At 53.1% G+C, this 22,940-nt stretch carries 21 protein-coding genes; 9 read left to right on the plus strand and 12 right to left on the minus strand.

The genetic code is table 11. The annotated features are described in order from the left end of the window. Positions 1–71 precede the first annotated feature (71 nt). From KJI95_RS00005 to KJI95_RS00025, 5 genes are all read left to right on the plus strand, one after another. Positions 72–1,100 (plus strand): IS110 family RNA-guided transposase, encoded by a 1,029-nt coding sequence (locus KJI95_RS00005; RefSeq protein ID WP_214505132.1) that lies wholly within the window; start codon positions 72–74, stop codon positions 1,098–1,100. A 255-nt stretch (positions 1,101–1,355) separates the two neighbouring features. Then, positions 1,356–1,850 carry a hypothetical protein gene (locus KJI95_RS00010; protein WP_214505133.1) on the plus strand — a complete coding sequence of 165 codons (495 nt, stop codon included), beginning with the start codon at positions 1,356–1,358 and terminating at the stop codon, positions 1,848–1,850. A gap of 443 nt (positions 1,851–2,293) precedes the next feature. Further along, positions 2,294–3,283, plus strand: coding sequence for a transposase (locus KJI95_RS00015; protein ID WP_214505134.1), 990 nt, complete (start codon positions 2,294–2,296; stop codon positions 3,281–3,283). 228 nt (positions 3,284–3,511) lie between these two features. Beyond that, positions 3,512–3,802, plus strand: a complete 291-nt coding sequence (locus KJI95_RS00020) for a YciI family protein (protein WP_214505135.1) — start codon at positions 3,512–3,514, stop codon at positions 3,800–3,802. 99 nt (positions 3,803–3,901) lie between these two features. Further along, positions 3,902–4,462 carry a sugar O-acetyltransferase gene (locus tag KJI95_RS00025; protein ID WP_214505136.1) on the plus strand — a complete coding sequence of 187 codons (561 nt, stop codon included), beginning with the start codon at positions 3,902–3,904 and terminating at the stop codon, positions 4,460–4,462. Between the two features lie 106 nt (positions 4,463–4,568). Here KJI95_RS00025 and KJI95_RS00030 read toward each other — a convergent pair whose 3' ends face one another. Further along, positions 4,569–4,772 (minus strand): hypothetical protein, encoded by a 204-nt coding sequence (locus KJI95_RS00030; RefSeq protein WP_214505137.1) that lies wholly within the window; start codon positions 4,770–4,772, stop codon positions 4,569–4,571. 396 nt (positions 4,773–5,168) lie between these two features. On the opposite strand from KJI95_RS00030, the gene KJI95_RS00035 reads away from it, so the two are divergent. Then, complete coding sequence (locus KJI95_RS00035; protein WP_214505138.1) at positions 5,169–5,747, plus strand: hypothetical protein; 579 nt, start codon at positions 5,169–5,171, stop codon at positions 5,745–5,747. 70 nt (positions 5,748–5,817) lie between these two features. Here the strand turns inward: KJI95_RS00035 and KJI95_RS00040 are convergent, their stop codons facing one another. From KJI95_RS00040 to KJI95_RS00055, 4 genes are all read right to left on the minus strand, one after another. Continuing rightward, positions 5,818–8,634, minus strand: coding sequence for an ExeM/NucH family extracellular endonuclease (locus KJI95_RS00040; RefSeq protein WP_214505139.1), 2,817 nt, complete (start codon positions 8,632–8,634; stop codon positions 5,818–5,820). Between the two features lie 203 nt (positions 8,635–8,837). Continuing rightward, on the minus strand, positions 8,838–9,350 hold the full coding sequence (locus KJI95_RS00045) for a GDYXXLXY domain-containing protein (protein ID WP_214505140.1): 513 nt from the start codon (positions 9,348–9,350) through the stop codon (positions 8,838–8,840). Next, entirely contained in the window at positions 9,347–10,627 is a 1,281-nt protein-coding gene (locus KJI95_RS00050; protein ID WP_214505141.1) for a DUF4401 domain-containing protein, read from the minus strand. Before KJI95_RS00050 ends, KJI95_RS00045 begins: the two co-directional genes overlap by 4 nt. Next, positions 10,624–11,826, minus strand: coding sequence for a DUF2157 domain-containing protein (locus KJI95_RS00055; protein ID WP_214505142.1), 1,203 nt, complete (start codon positions 11,824–11,826; stop codon positions 10,624–10,626). Before KJI95_RS00055 ends, KJI95_RS00050 begins: the two co-directional genes overlap by 4 nt. Positions 11,827–12,146: 320 nt before the next feature. Between KJI95_RS00055 and KJI95_RS00060 the strand changes: the two genes are divergently transcribed. Next, positions 12,147–12,911 (plus strand): type 2 periplasmic-binding domain-containing protein, encoded by a 765-nt coding sequence (locus tag KJI95_RS00060; protein WP_214505143.1) that lies wholly within the window; start codon positions 12,147–12,149, stop codon positions 12,909–12,911. Between the two features lie 114 nt (positions 12,912–13,025). Here KJI95_RS00060 and KJI95_RS00065 read toward each other — a convergent pair whose 3' ends face one another. The 7 genes from KJI95_RS00065 to KJI95_RS00095 all read right to left on the minus strand — a co-directional run bounded on the left by KJI95_RS00065 (position 13,026) and on the right by KJI95_RS00095 (position 20,158). Next, positions 13,026–14,276, minus strand: coding sequence for an ABC transporter permease (locus KJI95_RS00065; protein ID WP_250885572.1), 1,251 nt, complete (start codon positions 14,274–14,276; stop codon positions 13,026–13,028). Positions 14,277–14,374: 98 nt separating this feature from the next. After that, entirely contained in the window at positions 14,375–15,616 is a 1,242-nt protein-coding gene (locus tag KJI95_RS00070) for an efflux RND transporter periplasmic adaptor subunit (RefSeq protein ID WP_214505144.1), read from the minus strand. 71 nt (positions 15,617–15,687) lie between these two features. Continuing rightward, a complete protein-coding gene (locus tag KJI95_RS00075; protein ID WP_349356687.1) occupies positions 15,688–16,956 on the minus strand; it encodes an efflux RND transporter periplasmic adaptor subunit in 1,269 nt (422 codons plus the stop codon). Beyond that, on the minus strand, positions 16,953–17,894 hold the full coding sequence (locus KJI95_RS00080; protein WP_250885501.1) for an HlyD family secretion protein: 942 nt from the start codon (positions 17,892–17,894) through the stop codon (positions 16,953–16,955). The genes KJI95_RS00075 and KJI95_RS00080 overlap by 4 nt, the downstream gene beginning before the upstream one ends. 31 nt (positions 17,895–17,925) lie before the next feature. Next, the gene (locus KJI95_RS00085) at positions 17,926–18,630 is read right to left on the minus strand and encodes an ABC transporter ATP-binding protein (RefSeq protein ID WP_214505146.1); all 705 of its coding nucleotides are present in this window, start codon (positions 18,628–18,630) and stop codon (positions 17,926–17,928) included. Positions 18,631–19,051: 421 nt separating this feature from the next. Beyond that, positions 19,052–19,477 carry a hypothetical protein gene (locus KJI95_RS00090; protein WP_432653769.1) on the minus strand — a complete coding sequence of 142 codons (426 nt, stop codon included), beginning with the start codon at positions 19,475–19,477 and terminating at the stop codon, positions 19,052–19,054. A 78-nt stretch (positions 19,478–19,555) separates the two neighbouring features. After that, the gene (locus KJI95_RS00095) at positions 19,556–20,158 is read right to left on the minus strand and encodes a GNAT family N-acetyltransferase (RefSeq protein WP_214505147.1); all 603 of its coding nucleotides are present in this window, start codon (positions 20,156–20,158) and stop codon (positions 19,556–19,558) included. Positions 20,159–20,440: 282 nt separating this feature from the next. Here KJI95_RS00095 and KJI95_RS00100 point away from each other — a divergent pair, with 282 nt between their 5' ends. Beyond that, on the plus strand, positions 20,441–21,610 hold the full coding sequence (locus tag KJI95_RS00100; protein WP_214505148.1) for an amidohydrolase family protein: 1,170 nt from the start codon (positions 20,441–20,443) through the stop codon (positions 21,608–21,610). A 9-nt stretch (positions 21,611–21,619) separates the two neighbouring features. Continuing rightward, a complete protein-coding gene (locus KJI95_RS00105) occupies positions 21,620–22,936 on the plus strand; it encodes an OprD family outer membrane porin (protein WP_214505149.1) in 1,317 nt (438 codons plus the stop codon). The last annotated feature ends 4 nt before the right edge of the window (positions 22,937–22,940 follow it).

Consider the following 22,940-nt stretch of genomic DNA (forward strand, 5'->3'; position numbering starts at 1 on the left):
CACTATACAAATAATGAAATGGACGCTCCTATCCTAAATAGTCACAGTACTAATTTGATTAGGAGTCCGTCATGGAAAACATCACAGTTGTTGGGATTGACCTAGCGAAAAATATCTTTCAAATCCATGCCGTTAATGGCTACGGTGCGGTGGTGATTAAGCGGGCGCTTAAACGGGTCTCTGTTTTGAAGTTTTTTGCCAATTTACCGCCTTGTCTTATCGGAATGGAAGCTTGTGCCAGCGCTCATTTCTGGGCAAGAGAGCTGGCTAAGCAAGGTCATACAGTAAAACTGATGGCTCCTCAGTTCGTTAAACCCTATGTAAAAAGCAACAAGAACGATGTGAATGATGCTGAAGGGATTTGTGAGGCTGTTTCACGCCCGAACATGCGTTTTGTTGCGCTGAAATCAGAAGAACAACAGGCTCTATTGCTGGTACATCGAGAGCGGGACGGGATTATTAAAGAGCGTACCGCCTTAATTAACCGTATTAGAGCAACCCTGGCTGAGTTTGGTATTGTTGTGGCGGTCGGCCCGAGAAAGCTATCGGCATGGTTTGCGCAAGAACTTCAAACTCAAGAAGCCTTGCCAGAAGTGCTGCTAAGGCACATCCTTCGCATGAAAGCACGGCTAAACCAACTCGAAACAGACTTGGCTCTCTATGACAGAGAGATTGACATGGCGAGTCGGGAGAATGAGCAGTGCAGAAGGCTTGAGCAAGTACCTGGGATCGGCAGACTTACCGCTTCAGCTCTTGTAGCCACGGTTGGCTCAGGTCATGAGTTTAAATCTGGAAGGCAACTCTCAGCTTGGTTGGGGTTAGTACCAAAGCAATGTTCAAGTGGCGGTAAAACACGGCTATTAGGTATCAGCAAACGTGGAGATGGTTATCTGAGACGACTATTTATCCATGGAGCACGTGCAGTGTTACGACACATGAATCCAGACAGACGGGTCACGGAATGGTTGGGAGCATTGAGCGGCAGAGCGCATAAAAATGTGGTGATAGTGGCCTTAGCCAACAAACTTGCGCGGATAGCCTGGTCGTTATTGGCTAATCGCACGGATTACCGTGAGGATTTTTCTCACATTGTAAATTAATCAGATGCAACGTTTTGCGCAGGCAAGTTAACTGACGACAGACAGGTTGCACCGTGGCTTACAGAGACTGTTCCTAACATCGTACAAATAAGTACGTCCAAATGATTAGTCGTAAGCCAGCGGAATTCATCAGGGATCGAGGCTTGTTCCTCACAAAATCCGAATAGATGGCTGCAAAACCTACAGTTCTTTAGGCTCAACTAGCTTGCACAATCGGGAGCGTCCATAGATGTTAGGGCTATTCTAGGATTGCACATGGCAGCAAGAATTTCGACTTTCTTATTTGTAGTTTTTTATAGTGCTTTTGCATCTGCAAATGAAACACAGATTCAAAAGAATTTACTTGATGCATTAGTTTGCAAAGGTAAGCCTGAATCTGTAGTTTATGATCTGGTTGAAAAGAAAACTAACTTTAAAAATGGATATGCTGCTTACGGATTCGGCGAAGGAACTGCTTATAAGGCTATGGTTATACTCCAGGAGCCAATAAATATCGGCGATGCAAAAGCAGAAGCTATTGTCTCCGAAACTGAAAATTCATATTTTGATTTCTCCGCATTTACTTATGCAAAATTTAGTGGTGACTATCAGAAAATTGTCAATTTATTCAGTCTAGTTCCATCAAATAGTGCTGGATCAGCTTTTGGTAAATATGTTTCAAATATAAGTGGCTGTCCAAAAACAATAGCGCTTACCCCTTTAAGTAATGGCCAATTTCTATTAGGTTGTGGTTGGCATAACGGGTGTTAAAAAAGCCCTAACAAGCGCAGGCAATCGGACTGGCTCAAACCTGTCACCAAAATTGCTTACGCAATTTATGGCGCCAGTTTTGGCCAGCCGTTGCTACGGGCGTTAAATGTCATTATGAAATCAAGCATCGGTGTAGCAGTCATAGTTTTCTTAGTAGCCTTGGGTATATGGTTATCAGATATTGCCGAGGATCGAAGTATGTCTGTGAAAGTAACCGAGTCTGTTGCTGCGTACGATAATTGGGAATGTGGTAATCAGTATCAACTGGATTGCAAAGTGGTATTTGAAGCGGTAATTAACCAAAGTTATTCCGTTCAACGAATTCGGTATGGTAAAGACTTTATGGCAATTAAAGCGATCTTTTCGGACATCCAAACCTTTTTGAGGTTTCGCCGCCCCTCGACTAGGCTTTGACGTAGCCCCTTTGTCCGTCGAGGTTCGCCATGACTACCGCTCGTCGCCAGTTGATTGACCCCGAGAGTACGCCCTTCTACCACGTGATTAATCGCTGTGTCAGAAGGGCGTTTTTGTGTGGTGAGGACGCACTTTCTGGTCGCAGTTATGAGCATCGCCGTGGCTGGATAGTAGATAAAATCAGGCAGTTGTCATCGATATTCTGTATTGATATCTGCGCCTATGCGGTGATGTCGAATCACTATCATTTGGTGCTGAAAATTGACCTTGTCGCTCAAAAGGCGCTGTCGCCATTTGAGGTGATTGAACGCTGGACAAAGCTCTTTTACGGCAATCCCGTCGCGGCAAAATTCCTCAAGGGCGAAAACCTGTCAGAGGGTGAGCGCATCTTGGTCGATGGCTTAATTAGCGACTGGCAGGAGCGGCTTGGCAGTATCAGTTGGTTTATGAGGTGCTTAAACGAAGAAATTGCCCGCAAGGCCAATCGGGAAGATGGCTGCAAGGGCGTATTTTGGGAAGGGCGATTTAAATCTCAGGCGCTACTCGATGAACAGGCGCTGCTCGCCTGCATGATGTACGTGGACTTAAACCCGATTCGGGCGGGCATTGCTGACTCGCTGCAAGCATCTGATTACACATCGATTCAGGAACGAATCGCAGATATTGCAGAGCCTGCGCCACTAACCGCCTCGCTTAAGCCTTTACTTCCATTCGATGGCGCTGCCATTAACGCCGAGCAATCCGGCATCCCCTTTCACTTTGCTGATTATCTGGAGCTGATTGACTGGACCGGCCGAGCAGTGCGTGACGACAAACGTGGCTTTATTGCGTCTACCAGACCAAAACTTCTGCAAGCACTTGGCATCAGTGATGATGCCTGGATAACCTCAGCGAAAGAATTTCGTCGCCAATACAGTGGCATCAGCGGCCGATGGGATGCGATGTGCGCCATGAAAGCCAAATGCGGCGGCAAGTGGTGCCGAGGTAAGCAGCAAAGCGAAGCGATACATCCCCATTAACGTCAATCGGGCCTGCTTACCTTGATTCAAGCGAGCGTTTGCCTGAGACTGGCATATCTGTAAATCAATTTTTGCCATCGTTATCGGCCTTCCCGAGCAAACATACTGACAAAGTGATCCCAGCTCGCTACGGATTGCTGATGGCTTGATTTTCGGTCGAAAAAATACATCGAATGGCTCAGAATAGGGAGACTCTCCCGCCTGTTAACCTATAGAAAAGGAGCACTCTTGTTCATCGTATCCCTTACCTATACCGCGCCACTGGATGAAATTGACAAGTTTATTCCTGAGCACATCGCATTTCTGAATGAGCAATATGCCTTGGGACATTTTCAACTATCAGGCCGCAAAGTACCTCGGACCGGTGGTATTATTATTGCCACAGTTAAAGACCGTGACAGCCTGGATAACATACTCGCTAAAGATCCGTTTCAACTGGAGAAACTTGCCAATTATGATGTCATTGAAATTGTGCCGACAAAGTCTTCGAAACACTTGGCATTTTTGATAGAGCCATAAGTGCATTGCAACAAGGCTTTAAAATTAAACTTACACTTTTTATTTTATTAATAAATAATAAGCATGCATTAAAAATCTTGATTCAGCGTTGGATTTTATATGACAGAAAGAGAGAAAATGCTCTTGGGAGAAAATTACGACCCGAGTGATGACGAGCTCGTTAGATTGCGCCTGAATGCGCGTTTACTCACCGAAACGCTGAATCAGACCAGTGTAAGTTTTAGTGAAAAAAGAGTAGAAATTATTAAGTCACTATTTGGCTCTACTGGGAATAATATTCACATTGAATCTACATTTAACTGTGATTATGGTCTGAACATACACGTTGGCGAGAATTTTCATGCCAATTTTGGCTGTGTTATTTTAGATGTTGCAGAAGTACGTATCGGCGATAACTGTTTTATTGGACCACAAGTTGGCATTTATACCGCAACCCATCCAATAGACCCTATCCAAAGAAAAAGTGGTATCGAGTCAGGAAAACCTGTCACGATTGGAAACAACTGCTGGATAGGCGGACATGCGACAATTAACCCCGGAGTCACCTTGGGTGAGAATGTTGTCGTTGCTTCAGGAGCCGTTGTGACCAAGAGTTTTGCCAGTAACCTGGTAATTGGTGGCAATCCGGCAAGGGTGCTCAAAGTCATTGAGCCCTCCTAATGTCATATTTATTGGCTCATCCCTATCCTAAAACCGTTCATTGATGTTCAATAAAAAACCGGCGCCCTGCGCCGGTTTTTGTTTTAACAATCAAGCATCAGGCCGTTTAAAAGCTCAGACTGGTGCTGCTACTCGCCCCGTCGTTATCGGTAACTGTGAGGGTTACGCTGTCAGCGCGGCCTGCGCGGCGAAGCACCCATTTGCTGGCAAACTGGGCGCCATCACTGAACTGCCAGTGCTGCTTGCGGATAGTGCCATCGCTGTCGTGACTGTCGCTGACTGTCGCTGACTGTCGCTGACTGTCGCTCATAAAAAACCATTGCCGAGGTAGGTGACAAAGTGCAGCAACACATCCACATAATGTGGGATTATGAATTTTTGCAATTTCACAATTTACCGCATGACGACCATTTAGACGGTTTAATGTCGATAGATATTTAAATTGACCAGCCTAAGTTTGACCGTGCCCATCAGTCACTATATTATCCGGCCGCACTCTGGGTTTCTAAGTGTAGCGACGTCGAGATCGCTGAGTCACTTACCATATTTAATTCGGTATCAACAGAACATGCGGATATCTCTATATCACCGAAAAGACACATCCGTATACCACATGCCGATCCGTTTTTTATATTTGGAACAATTTTAGATGTGGCAGATTAAGCTGAAATCACCATGCCACTCAAGTTAAATCAAAGGGATAATGATGAAAAAAGAACTGGCGATAATTTCTGCTGTATTTATCTCCGGCTGTGCCTCTGTACCCTACCACGTACCTAAAGAAGGCGTAGACAGTGCAAAACTTAGACTGACCTCTGTCCCAAGCAACAATAACTTTGTGACGGCGGCCAATCCAAAGGGATGCGTCTCAGATGAAGCATTACCGCTTATCACGGTGTTGGGTGTTAAAGCCAATCTGGTACGCAGTTTAAGCCGTATCGATATGCCACTCTATAACTCATCTATCCCTGATTCACATCAAAACGAAGTGCATATTCCAGCGAGCGCACCTTTATCGTTTCAATTCAACGGAGTTGGTATTGCAGGCTTTACCCCCGGAGAACCAGACGGTAAACAGGGAGCACTTTATTCGTGGTGCCGTAAAGTCGTGACTTTTACTCCCGCAAAGGACCGCAACTACGAAGCTCTCTATGATTACACTGAAGCACCAAATGGGCGTGAAACCTGTGGCGTCAAACTGTTCGAAATCGTTAAAGGCGTAGACGGAAACTATTCAAAAATAGAAGTCAAAGACTATAAAGTTGAGCACAATTATTGCTCGTGATTACCTCTAAGTAATAAAAAAACCGGCGCCTTGCGCCGGTTTTTGTTTTAACGATCAAGCATGAGGCCGCTTAAAAGCTCAGGCTGGTGTTGCTGGTCGCCCCGTCGTTATCGGTAACGGTGAGGGTTACGCTATCAGCGCGGCCTGCGCGGCGAAGCACCCATTTGCTGGCAAACTGGGCGCCATCGCTGAACTGCCAGTGCTGCTTGCGGATAGTGCCATCGCTGTCGTGACTGTCGCTGACAAAAAGCTCCATCAGCCCAAAATCGTAATGGCTTATCACGGCCACAGGCGCGGCGTTATCGGCCTTAACCTGCACAGCAACTTCTTTGGTGAGCTCAGTGACACCGCCTAAGTTATCTGTCACTGTCAACGTCACCTGATAAATACCAGGGGATGCGTATTTATGGCGAATGGTTTCGCCATTGCCCTGATTTCCGTCGCCAAAGTCCCACGCAATAGTGGCAATCTCGCCATCGCTGTCGCTCGCAGTGGCGCTGAAGCTTACCTTACGGCCGCGAACCTCAAAGCCAAAGTCCGCCTGCGGCAGCGCGTTGGCACGCTCAAGCTGAAGAGAAATCACCACAGGGTCGTGATCCGACGAGCGATAGCCATCGCTGCTGTAAAGCGATTCAAGCTGCCCTGCTGTCTTGAACTCGACGTTGTAATCCAGCACCCTTGGCTCATCGGTATTGATATGCCACTCGGTCACGTCCACCACTTCATCAACAAGTTTGGCGTTCGCCAATGCATGGTCAAGCTGACCCGACTCGCCGGAGAACACGTAGGAGTAGGCGCCCTCTTTACCAAGGTGGGCAAAAAGCTCGCTAAAGCCTGCATCGCTTAGCGCAGTTAACGGATCTTCCTTGGCGTAAGAGTTCAGATCGCCAATCACCAGCACCCGCGCATCGGGATACTGGGCCTCGAGGAAGGCACCCACCGCCTTGGCGGCGCGGGTACGGGTAAGATTACAGTTACCCTGCCCATCGCCTGTGTCGGGGTCGTTCACATCCAGACACTCGCTGCCCTTGGACTTGAGGTGATTAACCGCCAGCACCAAGGTTTCACCGCTTTCCAGATGACGGAAGGCCTGAGTCAGCATGGGGCGGTTTTTACCATCGTTAAAGAGTGGCTGTCCTGCCTCATCGAGGGCCGAATTGCTGCTGTCAAGGATGGCCGCCGCGCCTTCGGGGCTGACGCGATCGGCGCGGTAGATAATGCCTACGCTGATGGCATCTGAGCCAATGGCGTTAACCCCCGGGTTGATAAACTGATAACGGCCAGCTTCGGTGGCATTGTTAAGGCCCGCCACCAAATCGGCAATCGCCGACTCGCTGCCATAACCATCGTTTTCGATTTCCATCAGCCCGAGCACATCGGCATCAATCGCCTTCATGGCGCTGATGATTTTATCGCGCTGACGGCTAAATTCGGCGGCGGTATTGGCGCCGCGGGCTGTGGGGAATCCGCCGCCAAGGCCATCGCCATTAAAGTAGTTGAGCACGTTAAAACTCGCGACCTTAAGGTTACCGGCGTCCAGCACGGGTGCTGCGGTGCGCGGATTGGTGGCGACAAAGTTCACCGTATCCACCGGCATCAGGCGATATACGCCAAAGCCGTAGTGCATCACCGCCGTCAGATTGGTGACAGTATCCCCAACCCGCACCGTGTTGCTGGCAGAAAGGCCGGGGGCCGGATACATAATTGGGTCGGGGTTTTGCGCAGTCTTGCCATCGTCCAGCAGAATGCTGTCACGCTTGTTGGCATCCATCACCGCCAGCGCATCTGCGCCGGGCGCAGCGACCTGGGTCGGAATAAAGTGACGGCTGCCACCCAGCAGAATTTCACCGTAGCGGCCAAGGTTATACACCTCGTTCACGGTCAGATTCTGGTTGAAGTTCACCAACATGCCTTCAAAGGCTTCAAGGCTTGAGACATTCGCGACTGGCAAACTCACGGCGGCAGGCGTTGGCAGCGGCTGATTGGCGGCGCAAAGCGCCTTGTCGGTGATATTGGTTAGCTCGGTCAGGCCCTGATATTCGACCACTTTGGCCTTCACGCGAATACGATCGCCCGCAACGTAGCCCGTGGGCGCATTGCCGGTGTAGAGGAACACCCCTTCGGAGGTGGCAGCATCGCTATCGGCTTCGCTGTCGCTCATTTGCAGGAACAACCCCTTAAGCCCCGCTTCCTGATTACTCACCACCACGGCTTCCACTTCCACAATCTGGTTAACCAGCGGGCTTGTGTCTGTGCTGCCCTGCAGCGCATGAATGGCGGTGGCAGGCGCGGCGCACACGAGGCCATCAACCGGCGGCTCAACCGGGCCACCGCTGAATTTACCCAGATCGCTGATATCATCCTGAGCAAAACCCAGCCAGCCATTGAGGGTTACGGTATCAGAGGGATCGGTATCGATAACCGGATTAGTGGGGTCACGGCGCAGGGTGTTGTTGGCGGTGGATAAATCTCCCGTGCCCCATTCACTGCCCGGGTCAAACCCTACCTGCCCGAGGCTGTCAATCACGCTGCCCAAGTGCTCGAGCACCACGGCATCATCGCCATTGAAAAAGCTTAAGCTGCTCTGCTGCTGGGTGAGTGCGAGGATATCGGCGCTGGCGTCATTATCGGCCACCACATGGGTTTTGCCGGCAGCGAGTGTGCCAGACAGCGCTATGCTGCTGCCCACACTGCCTGAGCCATTGAAGTAAAACTTAAGACGGTAATCGGCAAGATCCACCGTTTGATTGGTGGGATTGTAGATTTCGATGGCCTTGTTGTTACTTGAGCCTTCGACGTATTCGGAAATAAACAGCGTATCGGCGGCGCTGACATGGGCGGACAAACCGGCCAATGCCAAGGCGACCAACGTCATGTTGGTTTTCATGTGTTAACCCCTGAAGTGTTTGTGTTTTTTTATAAGCGTTATCGGCACAATACATTGCACATACAATACATCGTGTTGATTTACCTGCTTTTACTGGCAATCGTTCCTAGTGTAGCCAGACAATGTTACAAACAGGTGTCATATGTAAAACACTTGCACCCAAGGGTGGTCAACGTCCTAAAGTATTAAATCAGTCCACTGTGTTAGAGAGGCCTGAACGCCTCATCCAGCATGGCGGCCAAAAGTACACGGCCGTCAGCATCGACCCGAAATTCGCCGTATTTGGCCTGCTCAAAATGCTCGGCCCTGCCTTCTTCAAAAAACCAGGCGTTGCTTGCAAGCTTGATGGCGTCATCGCGCTTACGAAACTGCAGTCTGATGGCACCTTTAAGCTCGGCCTCATCCATCGCTTGCCCTTTGTCGATGGCGACAAACTGCGCCACCCCATTGGCATCAAGCCTTACCCAAACCATGCCATCAAAATTGCGCTTAATATCCGCTTCATCCATGGCGGCGCGAACAGGGTCCTCTAGTGCGTAACGCAGCGCCATATAATCGCCCTGCATCAGGGATCGCGGGTCAACGGGCACGAGCGCTAAGCGCACCACTGTGCCACCCGAAAGCAGCTGCTCGTTTTTAAAAACCTGCACATTGATGGCAAGCAAAAACAGCACGCTTGCCGCCAATGCCAGCCAAAAGCCCCGTGACAGCATCATGCGCTCCTCCTTTTACACCATACGCCAAAGGCAAGCAGCACCGCGCCAAGGGCCATCAGCACAAGAGATTTGGTCAGCAAACTGAGCGACAGCTGGTAGTAATACAAACTGAAGCTGCCAAGCGCCGCGATAAGGCACCAGACTACATCAAGCCGCTCAAGCCGCTGCCAGCTCACAAGCCAGAGCAGCATCGCCATGGCAAGGGCGGGGAAAAACCAAAAAACTGTGGTGAGTAGCAGCACAGCAAAGATGGCAAAAAGCCATGCGCTTAGGGGCAGCTTGTCAGTGCTTTTATTAACGTGAACGTGCTCATCGTCGTGGCCGAGCCAAGAGCCAGCGGGCTTGACCTTGGCCTTGATCTTAGCCTTATTCAGCGTGTGCAAAATGGTCAGCAGTGTGGCAAAGGCGAGCACTGCAAACAGTAAAAACTCTGCCGCCAGCGGCAAGGACAGGTGCCAGCCCAGCACAGCCCACGGCCAAAAGCCTGAGCCCGCAACTGAACCCGCACCCTCTCCTACACCCGAAGCGCTGTTCATCGCCGCACTGTCCCAAGGCCTGAGCCGACTGTCGGTTATCCAGGGCAATACCAAAAGCCCCAGCAGCAGGCTTTGGCGAATACGGCGCAGCAGCGGTGCTGCGCTTCCAGTAAGAGCTGATGCACTACCAACCTGTGCGCCAAATAGGGGCAAGAACAGCAGTAACATCATCAGCAAAAGCAGTAGCGGCAGCAGCCAGTAAAGCCAGCCCATAGCTTCAAACCCAAGCCCCAGCATCAGCAGCGCCCCAAACACCGACAGCAGCGCATCGGGACGATACGCGGCAAACACGCCATTAAGCAGCAAAATAACGCCAGCCACAGCGTAAAAACGCGCATCGTTGCCTTCAAAAAAATCCATCACGCCCCACATAAGCGCAATCATGGCGGCAAGATTGATGGCAAAACCAAGCTGCTCAAAGAAGTCTTTGCCTGCGGCCTGAGCGTAAATAAAGCGGGCGCTGATAACATAAATCAGGCCAACAACAAACGCATGGCTGCTGTCGAAATCGCCGATACTGGCGATAAGCGCAACAGAAAACCCGAGGAAAAACAGCGCCGCAACCCAACCTGCCACGCCGGAGAGCAACATCAGCCACAGCGGCGTCGGCGCGTTTTGAACATTGCTGTGCAAAGTTTGGCGACTGTCGTTACTTATCAGTGAGGCGTTTTGCAGCGCATCCCAAAGCATTGCCATTGGAGATGGAGTATTTGCGCCCGGCATCTTTGATGATGAGCTCATGGATGGCGCTCCTTTGCATTATCTTCTCCCTTATCTTCCCCGTCAGGCTCAAAGTCGGGCTCGACGTCATTTTCAACGTCAGGCTCGACGTCAGATTCAAAGTCAGGCGCCTTAGAAGCCAAAAGCCCGGACGTAACAGATTCATCAACATCAGGAGACATGTCTCTTAGCATCGCCTTCAAATACACCACCAGCGCGCTGCTGCAGCCGAGCACGAACATGCCCACCAGCATAAAAATGCCGACAGGGTCATCGCTGGACTCAAGAATAAGCCGGCTAAGCGCCATGGTGGCCACGCCGATGGCGGCAAAACCCCAAAGCCCAAGGCCAATCGCACTGGGGTTTATTCTGCGGTAGTAGAGGTACACCAAGGGAGACAGCAAAAGCAGCCCAGCACCCACAATGCTTGCGCCGTCGGTGCCATATAAGGTTTGGCCCCACAGCAGCGAGCCTGAATCAAACACCAGCAAGGCGGCAAGCCAGACCAGATAACCAAGGGCAAGGAGCAGCGCAAACAGGCTGGCAAACGGCATAGTGGCGGCCGTGATTTTGAAACGCGGCGCTGCATCCAAAAAAAGATGCAGCACAAGATTGACCGAGGCAATCACAACAATGATGCGAACCTGGTCGTCAAACATCGCCCACAGGCCAAACCGGGTGCTGAAGTATAAAGTCAACGCAAGATTGAGCTGGCCGATAACGCAGCACCAGAGCCAGTCGCTGCGATAACCCATCGCCAGCAGCAAACTGAACACACTCCAGAGGGCAAAAAGCTGCCAGGGATCGGCGCCGGTTTGATACACCTGCCCCACAACCGCGAGCAAAGCGCCAAAGAGTAAATCGAGCATCAGCAGAATGGCGCCTTTGCCGGTCGCAATTTCCCGCCGCTCCAGCATAAACAGCAAACCAAGCAGGCCCAGCATGGCGCCCTCAAGCACAGCAAACTTGGCAAAGCGGTGCAAATCTGCCCAGTTGTAGGCAAAAAAGAAAATCACCCCGGCGCCAAACGACAGTGCCCCCAGACTGAGCCCAAGCCATGCCAGCCGCTGCTGCCATGCCCCATGGCGGTGATGCTCGGCGGCAAGCGTATTTGCAACAGCACGCGCCGCCTGCATGTCAGCGCTTTTGATTAGCCCCGCCTCCTGCCAGCGGCAAAGTGCGGCATCCGCACTGTCGGAGGGTGGAAGTATCGTCTGCATCCTTTGCTGTCCTCTTCCCATTTTTAACACTGGATCCATTTTCAGAACCTGACTTCTATCGATATTAACCAGCGCATAAACGAGCGCATAAATCGGCAATAGCACAGCAGAAAGTCAGCACACTTTAAACACTTGTGGTGCATCTTGACCGATTTGGCTATGTTTAACCACTCCGGGCTTACAACTCTGCGCTGTACAACTCTGGGCTGGACAACTCTGGGTTTTACAACACTGGGTTCAACTCAGCTTGTGGAGTTTAACCACAATATGCCGGTCAAAGGCTTGCCGGATGCTGAACCAATCAATATCAAGGTCGATGAATGCGTAATACCGCCCCAATGCTGTTTGCGTTACTTGCTGTGTGTCAGAGTGTGCTTGCCAAGCCGGTTGAGGTGATTATCGGGGGATATCAATTTCCGCCCTATGTAATTGAAACAGCTGAGGGTATTAATGGCGTGGTGCCGGAAATAACTGCAGCGCTGAATAAGATAAGCGACCGGTATCAATTCAGCTTTGCCCCCACCAGCATCGAAAACCGCTATCAGGCGTTTGCCCGGCACCGATTCGACATAATCCTGTTTGAAAATCCAAGCTGGGGCTGGGAGCAGTTCGACAAGGCGATAGTCAAACTCAAGGTTGCCGACGGCGAGGTATTTGTCGGCCATATGCCAGAGGCGGCAAAACCCGGTTATTTTGATGACCTGAGCGAAAAAAGCCTGCTGCTGGTGCGGGGTTATCATTATGAATTTAATGGTTTTGAAACCAGAGAAGCAGAACTCAGGCAGCGCTACCGGCTGGAGCTGGTGCCCGACAACCGCGCGGCGCTTGAAGGCCTTTTGCTTAACCGCGCCGACATAGCGCCCATCAGCATCTCGTTTCTGGGCTGGTATTTACATCAACACCCGCAAAAGGCGGCAACGCTGAAAATCTCAAACCGCTGGGATCAGCATTATCGCCATGTAGCGCTGCTGCATCCCCAAAGCCCCATCAGTGCATCAGACTTGGAAGCCCTGATGCACACACTCGAAACCAACGGCATGCTGGAGACTATTTTAAAGCGATATCAGCTTAATCTGGCACGCTGACTATTTTTTGCCGACACTCATTTCCGCTGAAAAGGCTTGCGGGCACGCACATCACACCCGCAAGCCTTTTTAACCGGTTAAGGGTTTCAGCGGATTTGAATATTGGCGCGCATATCAGTCCCGCTGCAGCGCCACAATCGGGTCGAGTCTCGCGGCCTTTTTGGCCGGATACAGACCAAAGCCAATACCCACCGCCATACAGACCCCGAGCGACAGCAAAATAGCGAATGGCGACCAGGCCACGGGCCAACCGGCAGCGGCCGAAATCACCAGCGCGAGAAACAGCCCAACACCAATGCCAATCAGGCCACCGGTGGCTGAAATCACCATGCTTTCAATCAAAAACTGCCGCGCTATGTCCTTTTGGGTGGCACCGAGCGCCCGCAAGAGGCCAATCTCAGAGGTGCGCTCCAAAATGGTGGCAAGCATGATATTCATGATGCCGATACCGCCCACCAGCAGTGAAATACCCGCCACACAGGCCATGACGATATTGAAAATTTGCTGCGTGCGTTGATGCTGCGCCAGCAAATCGGCCGGTACAACCACATCGTAATCCTGCGCCTTGCCATGGCGGCGGGAAATTAGGTGATTGAGACTCTGGGCCGCAAGCGACGGCTCAACGCCGCTTTTCAGGGCAAATTTGATGGTATCGAGTTCATCTTCAAGGGGTTTGAACTGCATTTTTTTAAGTGCAGTTGCCAGCGGAATAAACACCTGATTGCGCTCACCGCCTACTTTCACCCCTTCGATGGCCGACTTACCGCTTTGACCTTCGCGCAGCACGCCCACCACGGTAAACCACTGGTGGTTGATTTTAATCCGCTGCCCCACAGGCTCGCCGCGGGGGAAAAGGCTGCGGGCCGCCTCAGGCCCAAGCACGGCAAGCTGGCGGTAAAAGCGCTCATCTTCACTGTTAAGCAGTCTTCCTTCGGCGAGTTTCAACGCGCTCAGGTCAAAGTAGCTTGGGGTTACCCCCTGCACCATGGCATCGCTGCGCCCCTGCAAACTGAAGAGCCCAAACACCTTCACCTGCTTACTGGCGCTGTAGGCGTCGATAAAGGGCAAGGTTTCCATGGCGCTTTCCACATCGCGAAGACTGAGCCCAATACTGTGCTCACGCACGGTTTTGAGCGCCTCGCCTTCCGATGGCCTGGCATTGACCACCAGATTGTTAAGCCCCATGGATTCAATCATTTTCAGCGCTTCGCGCTCGGCGCCCTCGCCGACACTCAGCATGGCAATCACGGCGCCCACACCGAAGATCATCCCCAGCAGGGTAAGCGCGGTGCGAAGCTTATGGTGCAGCATTTCGCCGATGGCCTGCACCACGCCGAGCTGATAACGGCGCACCTTATCGGCCATGCTCACCTCAGCACTGCACACCCCAGCACTGCCCACCTCAGCAACACTCGCCCCAGCAATACTCGCCTGCGCGTTAGCCGCTGCCGTCTTTTCTGCCGTCATGCCTGCGTCCTCCGCGGCGGCACCGTCAGGGCCACCACATCGCCTTCATTCAAACCTTCCTGCACCACGGTGCGGTTAAGGCTGCGGCTGCCGGGCTTGATTTTTTGTTCAATAAACTGATTTCCCTGCTGTAAATACACCCAGTAACGCCCCTCTTTCTGGAAAATGGCCTGATTGGGCACGCTGAGCACGCCGGGCTCAGACACAGCGGCGATACGCGCCTGCACCTGACGGCCGGGCAGCATAATGGCGGTGTCGGTCATATCAAGCGCGACCGTGAATTCGAAATAATTCACCGGACTGTCGCGCTCCCGCGCCTTGGCAAGCGCATCGACCTGAGTCACCTTGCCCTGAAACACCTTGTCAGGATACGCATCCAGCGTCACAGACGCCTGTTTGCCGACCGACAGCCCCACGGCTTCCGACTCAAGCACCCAAAGCCGTGCCTGCATCACCGAGGTATCGGGCAAATTACCCAGAGGAATGCCGGACCAGACCATGTCTCCCGCCACCGGCAGAGTGCCGGTCCAGCCGGGCTGCATCACAAACAAACCATCGTGGGGGGCCACAATTTCCATCTGCGCCAAATTGCCCTCGTAGGTGGCAATTTTGGCCTCAAGCCCCTTTTGTTTCAGGCGGATAAGGTCAAGCTCGGCATTGGCCTGGGCATCATGGCTGCCCTTGCCCCAATCAAAATACCCAAGCCGCGCCTCAAGATAGTCTTTGTTGCGCATCTGGTCGATGATGTCGATTTTGGTGTACACCCGCTCATCGTCGATAAAAAAGCGCTGCGCCAGGCTGAGCTCCTCTTCGGTCACATCGCGGCCGATGTTCAGCTCCTGCGCCGTGGTCAGGTTCTTTTGCCGCTGCATGTCGCCATCGAGCGCCAGCTTGTCAAAGTCAAACCGCTCAAGCTCAAGCTCGAGGCTTTCGCGCCGGCCATCGAGCCTTGCTACCACATCGCCAGCTTTCACCTCGGAGAAGTTGTCCAAAATCCAGGCAAGTGACTGGGGGCCGCGAAGACCGCCAGGCACTGACACCGGGGTGGCACTGGTGGCCTCAAGCTCGCCGCGGGCGGGAATTTGGGCCACAAAGTCGCTGCGGCTGACCGTCATGGTCAGCACGCCGCTTTGGGGCGAATCGCTGCAGCCTGTCAGCAGCAAGGTTGATAACAGAGTTGGCAGCAGAGCGCCCGCCAGCGTCGTCTTTAGTCGGGTTTTGGTATTCAACGCATTCATTGGCGCGCCAGCATCTGATTTTTGTTGAGCTACTTTCGTGTCAGCAGCAACTTTCATTTCAGCAGGAACTTTCATTTCAGGAGCACCTCATCACCAAGGGCAAGCCCGTCTTCCACCACCACTTTGTCGCGGCCCGAATCCCCAAGGCGCACCCAGGTACGCCGCTCACCAAAGAGCCCATCCTGCCAGACAAAGGGCCGGCCCTCGTCGTAATGCACCGCATCGAGCGGCAGCAGCAGTGCCTCGGTTGGCCGAACCACATCAATACTGATTTTGGCTGTCATGCCCGGGCGCATCAGCTCTGGGTCAATCTCATCAAAGCTTGCCAGCGCATCGAACACCACCAGCGGAATATCATCGTTTTTAACCCGAAACACGGCGCCGGTTTCGGTCAGCGTGCCGTGAAACACCCGCTCAGGGTTGGCATCAAGACGAATTTTGACCCTAAGGCCACTCTTTACCCGGTTGGCTTCCACCTCGGGGATGGTCATGGCAACCTGCATCCGGTTCAGATCCGGCATGGAAAACACCGCATCACCGGCAAACACCGACTGGCCTTCCTTGATTTTATTGCCCTGGGGATCGCTGCCATAAACCACCATGCCATCCCGCGGCGCCTTTAAACTCATGGCGGCTATGCCCTGCTTGAGTGCAGAGACTTCGGCTTGAAATTTTTGCCTGTCACCATCGAGCATCGCCATCCGGCCCTTGATACTCTCTTGTTCCAGCTTGAGTTTCTGGCCGATAAGGGTCACTTTTTCGGTGGCGATAGTGGCATCGCGGCGGTATTTTTCCTTTTCGATGGCAGCGACTGTGTCGTCCGACAGCTCAAACTTGCGCTTGGCTTTTTCTTCCTCCATACGCGCCTCGGCAAGGTCGAGTTTGAGCTCCTCAAGCACCTTGGCGTTACGAAGCCGCGAGGTTTCAATGTCCTGCACCGTGGCTTCAAGCTCGGCGCTTTTAACCTGCAATTTCTGACTTAAATCTGAGGTATCAAGCTTAGCCACCACAGTGCCGGCCTTTACCTCCTTGCCTTCCGGGGCAAGGCTTTTGACCTGATACTGCCACACCCGGCGCATGGCAGGCGGCATCAGCGACACGGTATCGGCCGAGGTCAGCACGCCGGTCACTTCCACCTGCTGCATCAGTTGCCCTTCACTGACGCTGGCGCTGCTGCCTTTGCTGCAGCCGCCAAGACTGAGCATCAAAGAGCTGCCAAGCGCCAGCGCGACAAACATTGCGGCGCGGCGCGGCATACCTGCGGTTTCAGTGCTTTGTCTTATCTTGAGTGTCTGGTTAGCATTAATGTTTTTGGTCACTGGGCCTATATCGTTAGTCACTGGGACACCTCCACCATCACACTCATCCCCGGCGAGAGTGCAAGCTTGCCAGCGTCGGTGAGTGACACTTCTATCCGAAACCATTTGCTCTGGCCCCAGGCGCTGCGGGTTACCGCCTGACGGCCGATGTTTTCAACCTTGCCCTGAAAGGACTGACCCGGCATGGCATCGAGTGACAGGCATACGGCCTGGCCATGACGCACCCGGTCGACATCCACTTCATTGGCCCAGGCCGATACTTCAAGCCCATCCAGCGCCGGAATGCTGGCTATCTGGCGGCCAAATTGCACTGTATCGCCGGATTGGTATTTTTTTTCGTTCCAGTCGCGGCCGATGATCACCGGGCCTGCGATGTCGGCTTTAAGCTCGAGGGCATCAAGGGCATCGAGGGCGTCACTGAGCTCCACCTCGGCCTTGCGCTTTTCAATCGCAAGCTGCGCCAACGACGAGGTTTGATTCTCCCGCGCCTCCTTCAGCGCCTGATTGGCCTTATCCAGCTCACTTTCGGCCTGCATCAGCTTGAATTGGTTGTCGGCGTATTCTTTGGCGGCAATGTAATCGGCCGGTACCGCCGCATCGAGCCGGGCTTTCTCGAGAGTTAAGGTGGCGCGGCGCACCTCAAACTCCGCCGACAACAGGGCCGATTCAAGGTCTATGCCCTGACTTTGCTCCTGGGCTTTAACGCGGATAAGCGCCGCCTCGAGCTGCTCTATCTGATTGGCAATCTGGCTTTTATCAAAAATCACTATGGTGTCGCCAACGCTGGCAAGCTTGCCCTCGGGAAACAGCCACTGGATTTGATGCCGCCAGGCATCGCCGGCCTTGGGCACGGCAAAGGGCTGGGAGCGGGATGAGCTGATGCTGCCGGTGAGCAGCAGCGCACTGTCACCGCCCTGGCACTGGGCGAGGGTCGGCGTTGCCGTGAAGGCACATATCATTGAGACAAGCGCCAAAACAGGCGCTTTGCAATTAACCATGACGGGCCTCCGCCAACGGTTTGCGAGCTTCGCGGCCATCGGATTGCACCACGCCGTCCCGCATCCGAATAACCCGGCCGGCACAGGCGGCCACTTCTTCTTCGTGGGTCACCAGCACTATGGTCTGGCCGCTTTGATGAAGTTCATCAAAGAGCTGCATGATTTCCACCGAGGTTTTGGAGTCAAGCGCACCCGTGGGCTCATCGGCCAGCAGCAAGGTTGGCCGGTTTACCAGCGCGCGGGCAATGGCAACCCGCTGGCGCTGACCACCGGAGAGCTGATTGGGCCTGTGGTCAAGCCGTGAGCCAAGCCCTACCCGGTTTAAAAGCTCGATGGCGTGGGCCTTATCGCCGCGGGGGATGGCAGAAAACCTGAGCGGCAGCAGCACGTTATCCAGTGCCGACAGCCGTGGCAGCAAGTGAAAGCTTTGAAACACAAAGCCGATTTCACGGTTACGCACCGCCGACAGCGCATCGTCAGAAAGACCGCCCACCGCCTCGCCGTTCAGCAAATATTCGCCGGACGAAGGCCTGTCGAGGCAACCTATGATGTTCATCAGGGTGGATTTGCCGGAGCCGGACGGCCCCATGATGGCAACAAATTCATTTTGCGCAATGTGGATATCCACGCCCCGCAGTGCCTGAACTTCCCCTTCCCCCATTTTGAAGGATTTTGTCAAAGCCTGTAGCGATATCATGACTCACACTCAGGGCCCGCTGGCGGGCAGCATTTTATAAAATTTATTATCAAAAACAGTGACAGCCCTGCGACCAAGGCACGGCTAATGTCCCGTTTTCTTATAAAAAGCGGCCGATTGCAATAGTCATTTACGTTTCATTACAAAGGCTTTGAGTAACCTGACAAAGGCTTTGGGGATTAGAACTGCGTGCTTTAGGGAAAACGGGCCTGCTTTGAGAAAAACCGGCTTGCATTGAGAAAAAACAGCGCTGGGAATAAAAATTAAGGTATCGGCCTTATGCTCGCCTGCATCAGGCACCAAATACGCTGGTGAAGTAATACGCCCGACCATAAAAAAACGCCCTGTCGGGCGTTTTCTCTAATGCAAGTCTTCAGCAAACTCGCATTCATCAAAGAATCAGCAAGTTAGCTTTCGCAAATCACATGGTGGCCATTTGCCAGTACTCAAGCCGCGCCTGCGGGTTGGCGGTGAGCGTTTTGCAGCTTTCCTTATACTTGGCCATCAGATTGCCAAGGCTTGAGGAGCCCGCCATCGAAGCGATTTGCTTATCACGGGCGGCTTTTAGGGCGGCGTCCAGATCACCTTCACCATAGTATTTGCCTGCCAGCGCCAGGCTGTCGGCTGCAGACTGCTTAAGGCGCTCGCCCACCGCCTGCATTTGCGGCGCGTTCATGGCAGCAATAGCTTCAGAGCTGATTTGATAGTAAGCGGTGCAGTCCAGAAGCTCGCCCGCGAGGGCCTTTTCGGCCTCATCGGCCAGCACCTGAGTGCTCAGGGAAAAGCCAGCAAGCGCGATGGCGGCAATACGGATTTTACGGGGCAGCGTTGCCATGGAATTGGCCATAAGTGTGACTTCCTTCAAGGTTTTTGGCAAAGCTACCCAAGCTTGACGCCGCAATCAAGTGTTTCTTGTAGCGCGCTCTCAACCTGGGCTGGCATGGCGGCGCAGACGAAAGCACAGATCCTGTTTTACCACAGGCCATTCCCGGTCAAGTATCGAGAACACGACCGTGTCGCGGATGGTGCCATCGGCAAGGATTTTATGGTTTCGCAGCACCCCGTCCTGACGCGCGCCGAGTCTCGCAATGGCTTGCCTGGAGGCCTGATTGTGCCAGTGGGTGCGAAACTCGACCGCGATGGCATTTAAGGTTTCAAAACAATGCCCAAGCAGCAGTAATTTGGTTTCGGTATTGATGCCGGTGCGCTGGGCGCGGCTGGCATACCAGGTGTAGCCGATTTCCATACGCCGGTTTTCAGGCTCAATGTTGCAGATGCGGGTGGCGCCGACGATGTCGCCGCTTTGCCGACAACGCACCGCAAAGGGAATGGCGCTGCCCGCCTGCTGCTGCCTGAGCGCTTTTTCAACGTATGCTGCTACCTCATCCGGATTAGGCACGCTGGTGTACCACAGCTCCCAAAGCTTGCCATCGGTCACTGCCAGCATAAGAGCGCTGATGTGCTCCAGACCTAAAGGCTCCAATACAACGTGCTCCCCCGTGAGGGCCGAAAGATCTGCCGATGCCATGATAACTTCCTATAAAGCAAAGATAATTTAATACTTGTATCAGATACCCTTCCAAATTGCACCCGGCAAGCCCGGCTGTATAAAGGCACTGAAGCGCCGCAAGCCTTTGAAAATAAGTGATTCAGATCAACTCTATTCAGCCTTTTGTGGTAGTTCTAAAAGCACTTTTTTCACCTATTCTGCTTGAAAATTCCCAAATCCAATCGACAGTTAAGTGTTTGGCAATTTTTTGTCAGGTAGGCTTCCCCCGGAGCAGGGGAAGTTCACAACAAGGAGTGAACCATGAAAACCCATCGTCTTTCCCGTTTGACGTCCGCCCTGCGCCCCATGTTGTTTGCCTTGCCGGCTCTGGCACTGCTTTCAGCCTGCGGCTCAACCCCAAAAACCGGCGAAGAAGCCAGCGCAGCCGCCGAGCCCAAGTCGTCTCAGCGCAGCCTCGAATCCTTCGCCAAGCCAGCCAGCGAGCAAGCCTGTTACGACCGCGCCAAAGAGCCCTACACCGCCGTGGTGGATGCCCACTTCCACCCACGTCCATTTGGCGGCGCAGCCATGCCGGCACCTGAGCTGTTTTCAATGTTTGACTCGCTTGGCGTGCGTTTCGTGAACTACTTCGGTATAGGTCAGGTGCTGGACCTTAAATCAGGCTGTACCTATTACCTTGATTGTAAAGGCACGCCCGCAACACCCAGCGTGAAAAACGACTTCGTGAACGGCATGGACGTGGTGGCTTACCCCCATAAAAACCTGCACATCACCCTGTCGATGACTTTTATGGATCTCGCCCATCCGGACGATATCGTTAAAACCATCGAAATGTACGACAAAGAATATCCGGGCATGTTCAGCTGGGCCGGTGAGCTCAACGTGATGAAACAGGCGCTGCTTGGCAACAAACACGAGCCAGCAACTTTTGAGAGCATCGATGCTTGGGCGCCCTTTATGCAAATTCTTAAAGAGCGCAATATTCCGGTGACCCTGCACTCAGACCTCGGTAACGATGCCAACCCAACCGAGTTCCTGCCGCTGATGCAGTACGTGTTGTCAAAATACCCCGACAACAAGATTGTCTGGGCCCACATGGGTCTGTCGAAAGAGCTGACCAAGATCCCGCCCAACATGCACGTGTCCATCATGAAGGATCTGCTCGACAAGTACCCTAACCTGATGCTGGATATCTCCTGGGATGTGCTGTACAACGCCTATCACCAGTGGGGTCCTATCTTCATCGACTTCTTTAACGCGTACCCAACCCGCATTCTGCCGGGCTCTGACTTCGTCGCCGCCAGCACCAAGGCCCGCGAGCAGTACGCCAAAGAACTGGAAGTAACCAGCCGCGCCCTTAAGTACATGGACGACAATGCCTTCCGTCACATCGCACTGGGTGAAAACTTCTTCCGCCTGATGAACCTGGACTACCACGCCCCAGAGGTGTGTAAAGTCCCGGCAAATTAAGGAGATCCCATGGCCACTCGCAATCCTTTGCTCGTGGCCTGGCTGCTTTCAACAGCCGTGGCAGCCCCTGCCACGGCTTTTGCACAGCAACAGGTCAGTAACGGGCATGACCACGAACCCAACCAGCAAAACGATGTAACCGGCATCAGTCCTGAGGCCACTCAGGAAACCGAAAAGTCCTCCTTTTTCGGCGACAGCAGCCTGGTTCTCAAACCGCGAAGCTATTACCTCGACCGAGACCGCGACACCAAGGCCGACAGCGTCGGCTGGGCGCTCGGCGGCGCGCTGGAGTACAAGTCAGGCTGGCTCAGTGACTGGTTAAGATTCAACGCCACGGTTTATACCTCGCAAAAGCTGTACGGACCGGAAGATGAAGATGGCACAGGCCTGTTCAAGCCCGGGCCTGAATCCTTCACCGTGCTTGGTGAAGCCAACTTCACGGTGCGCTTTGCCGAAAACCATGGCCTTCGCATCGGTCGCCAGCGCTTCGAACTGCCCTACCTTGGCAGCCACGATATCCGCATGACACCAAACACCTTTGAAGGGGTCGCCATCGGCAATACCTCGCCCCAAGGCTTTGGCTATATGGCCGGTTACGTCGACAAGATAAAGGGCAAGAGTGACGATGAGTTTGTTTCCATGTCACATGCCGCCGGCGCCAAAGGCACGGATGAAGGTCTCGGTTTTGCCGGTGCCCGCTATGTCAGTGACGCAGGCACGACTGTAGGTGCGATTTACCAGCGAACTTTCGATACCTTCGACACTGTGTTTGCCAAAGTCGAGCATCCCTTTGAAATCATCAAGGGCAGCACCATTAACGCCAACCTGCAGTACACAGGGCAGCAAAGTCAGGGCGATGAACTGATTGGCGCCTTCGACACCAGCATGTGGGCGGCAAAGGTGGAGCTGAAACACGGCCCCTACGCCTGGCGATTCGGCGCAAGCACCACAGAGGATGACCACGGCATCATCAAGCCATTCGGCAACCCGGCAAACTACCTCTCGGTGATAGTCGACGACTTTGACCGCGCCGGTGAAGATGCCTATATGCTGGGCTTTTCGATGAACTTTGGCCGGGTTGGTCCGGGCGACATGAGCGCCTTTGCCAACATAGTCCATGGCGATACCCCTGAAACAGGACCTGCCGCCAGTGCCGATGAAACTGAGTATGACCTGACCCTGGACTGGCGCCTCAAAGAGGGCTGGAGTGAGCGGATTTGGCTGCGTGCCCGCGCCGCTTACATAGATCAGGACAACAACTTTGCCAGTGCCGATGACTTCCTCGATTTCAGAATAATCGTCAACTACGATTTTACTTTGCTGTAATGCA

Source organism: Shewanella jiangmenensis, assembly GCF_018596335.1.
Lineage (GTDB): Bacteria > Pseudomonadota > Gammaproteobacteria > Enterobacterales > Shewanellaceae > Shewanella > Shewanella jiangmenensis.

Excerpts from the sequence above, each read along its gene's own strand:
- KJI95_RS00105 (WP_214505149.1), top strand. The coding sequence starts at position 21,620 with ATGGCCACTCGCAATCCTTTGCTCGTGGCCTGGCTGCTTTCAACAGCC.
- KJI95_RS00085 (WP_214505146.1), bottom strand. The coding sequence starts at position 18,630 with ATGATATCGCTACAGGCTTTGACAAAATCCTTCAAAATGGGGGAAGGG.
- KJI95_RS00005 (WP_214505132.1), top strand. The coding sequence starts at position 72 with ATGGAAAACATCACAGTTGTTGGGATTGACCTAGCGAAAAATATCTTT.
- KJI95_RS00030 (WP_214505137.1), bottom strand. The coding sequence starts at position 4,772 with ATGAGCGACAGTCAGCGACAGTCAGCGACAGTCAGCGACAGTCACGAC.
- KJI95_RS00055 (WP_214505142.1), bottom strand. The coding sequence starts at position 11,826 with ATGCAGACGATACTTCCACCCTCCGACAGTGCGGATGCCGCACTTTGC.
- KJI95_RS00090 (WP_432653769.1), bottom strand. The coding sequence starts at position 19,477 with ATGGCCAATTCCATGGCAACGCTGCCCCGTAAAATCCGTATTGCCGCC.
- KJI95_RS00095 (WP_214505147.1), bottom strand. The coding sequence starts at position 20,158 with ATGGCATCGGCAGATCTTTCGGCCCTCACGGGGGAGCACGTTGTATTG.
- KJI95_RS00025 (WP_214505136.1), top strand. The coding sequence starts at position 3,902 with ATGACAGAAAGAGAGAAAATGCTCTTGGGAGAAAATTACGACCCGAGT.
- KJI95_RS00045 (WP_214505140.1), bottom strand. The coding sequence starts at position 9,350 with ATGATGCTGTCACGGGGCTTTTGGCTGGCATTGGCGGCAAGCGTGCTG.
- KJI95_RS00100 (WP_214505148.1), top strand. The coding sequence starts at position 20,441 with ATGAAAACCCATCGTCTTTCCCGTTTGACGTCCGCCCTGCGCCCCATG.
- KJI95_RS00065 (WP_250885572.1), bottom strand. The coding sequence starts at position 14,276 with ATGGCCGATAAGGTGCGCCGTTATCAGCTCGGCGTGGTGCAGGCCATC.
- KJI95_RS00035 (WP_214505138.1), top strand. The coding sequence starts at position 5,169 with ATGAAAAAAGAACTGGCGATAATTTCTGCTGTATTTATCTCCGGCTGT.
- KJI95_RS00080 (WP_250885501.1), bottom strand. The coding sequence starts at position 17,894 with ATGATATGTGCCTTCACGGCAACGCCGACCCTCGCCCAGTGCCAGGGC.
- KJI95_RS00070 (WP_214505144.1), bottom strand. The coding sequence starts at position 15,616 with ATGAATGCGTTGAATACCAAAACCCGACTAAAGACGACGCTGGCGGGC.
- KJI95_RS00015 (WP_214505134.1), top strand. The coding sequence starts at position 2,294 with ATGACTACCGCTCGTCGCCAGTTGATTGACCCCGAGAGTACGCCCTTC.
- KJI95_RS00010 (WP_214505133.1), top strand. The coding sequence starts at position 1,356 with ATGGCAGCAAGAATTTCGACTTTCTTATTTGTAGTTTTTTATAGTGCT.
- KJI95_RS00040 (WP_214505139.1), bottom strand. The coding sequence starts at position 8,634 with ATGAAAACCAACATGACGTTGGTCGCCTTGGCATTGGCCGGTTTGTCC.
- KJI95_RS00050 (WP_214505141.1), bottom strand. The coding sequence starts at position 10,627 with ATGAGCTCATCATCAAAGATGCCGGGCGCAAATACTCCATCTCCAATG.
- KJI95_RS00060 (WP_214505143.1), top strand. The coding sequence starts at position 12,147 with ATGCGTAATACCGCCCCAATGCTGTTTGCGTTACTTGCTGTGTGTCAG.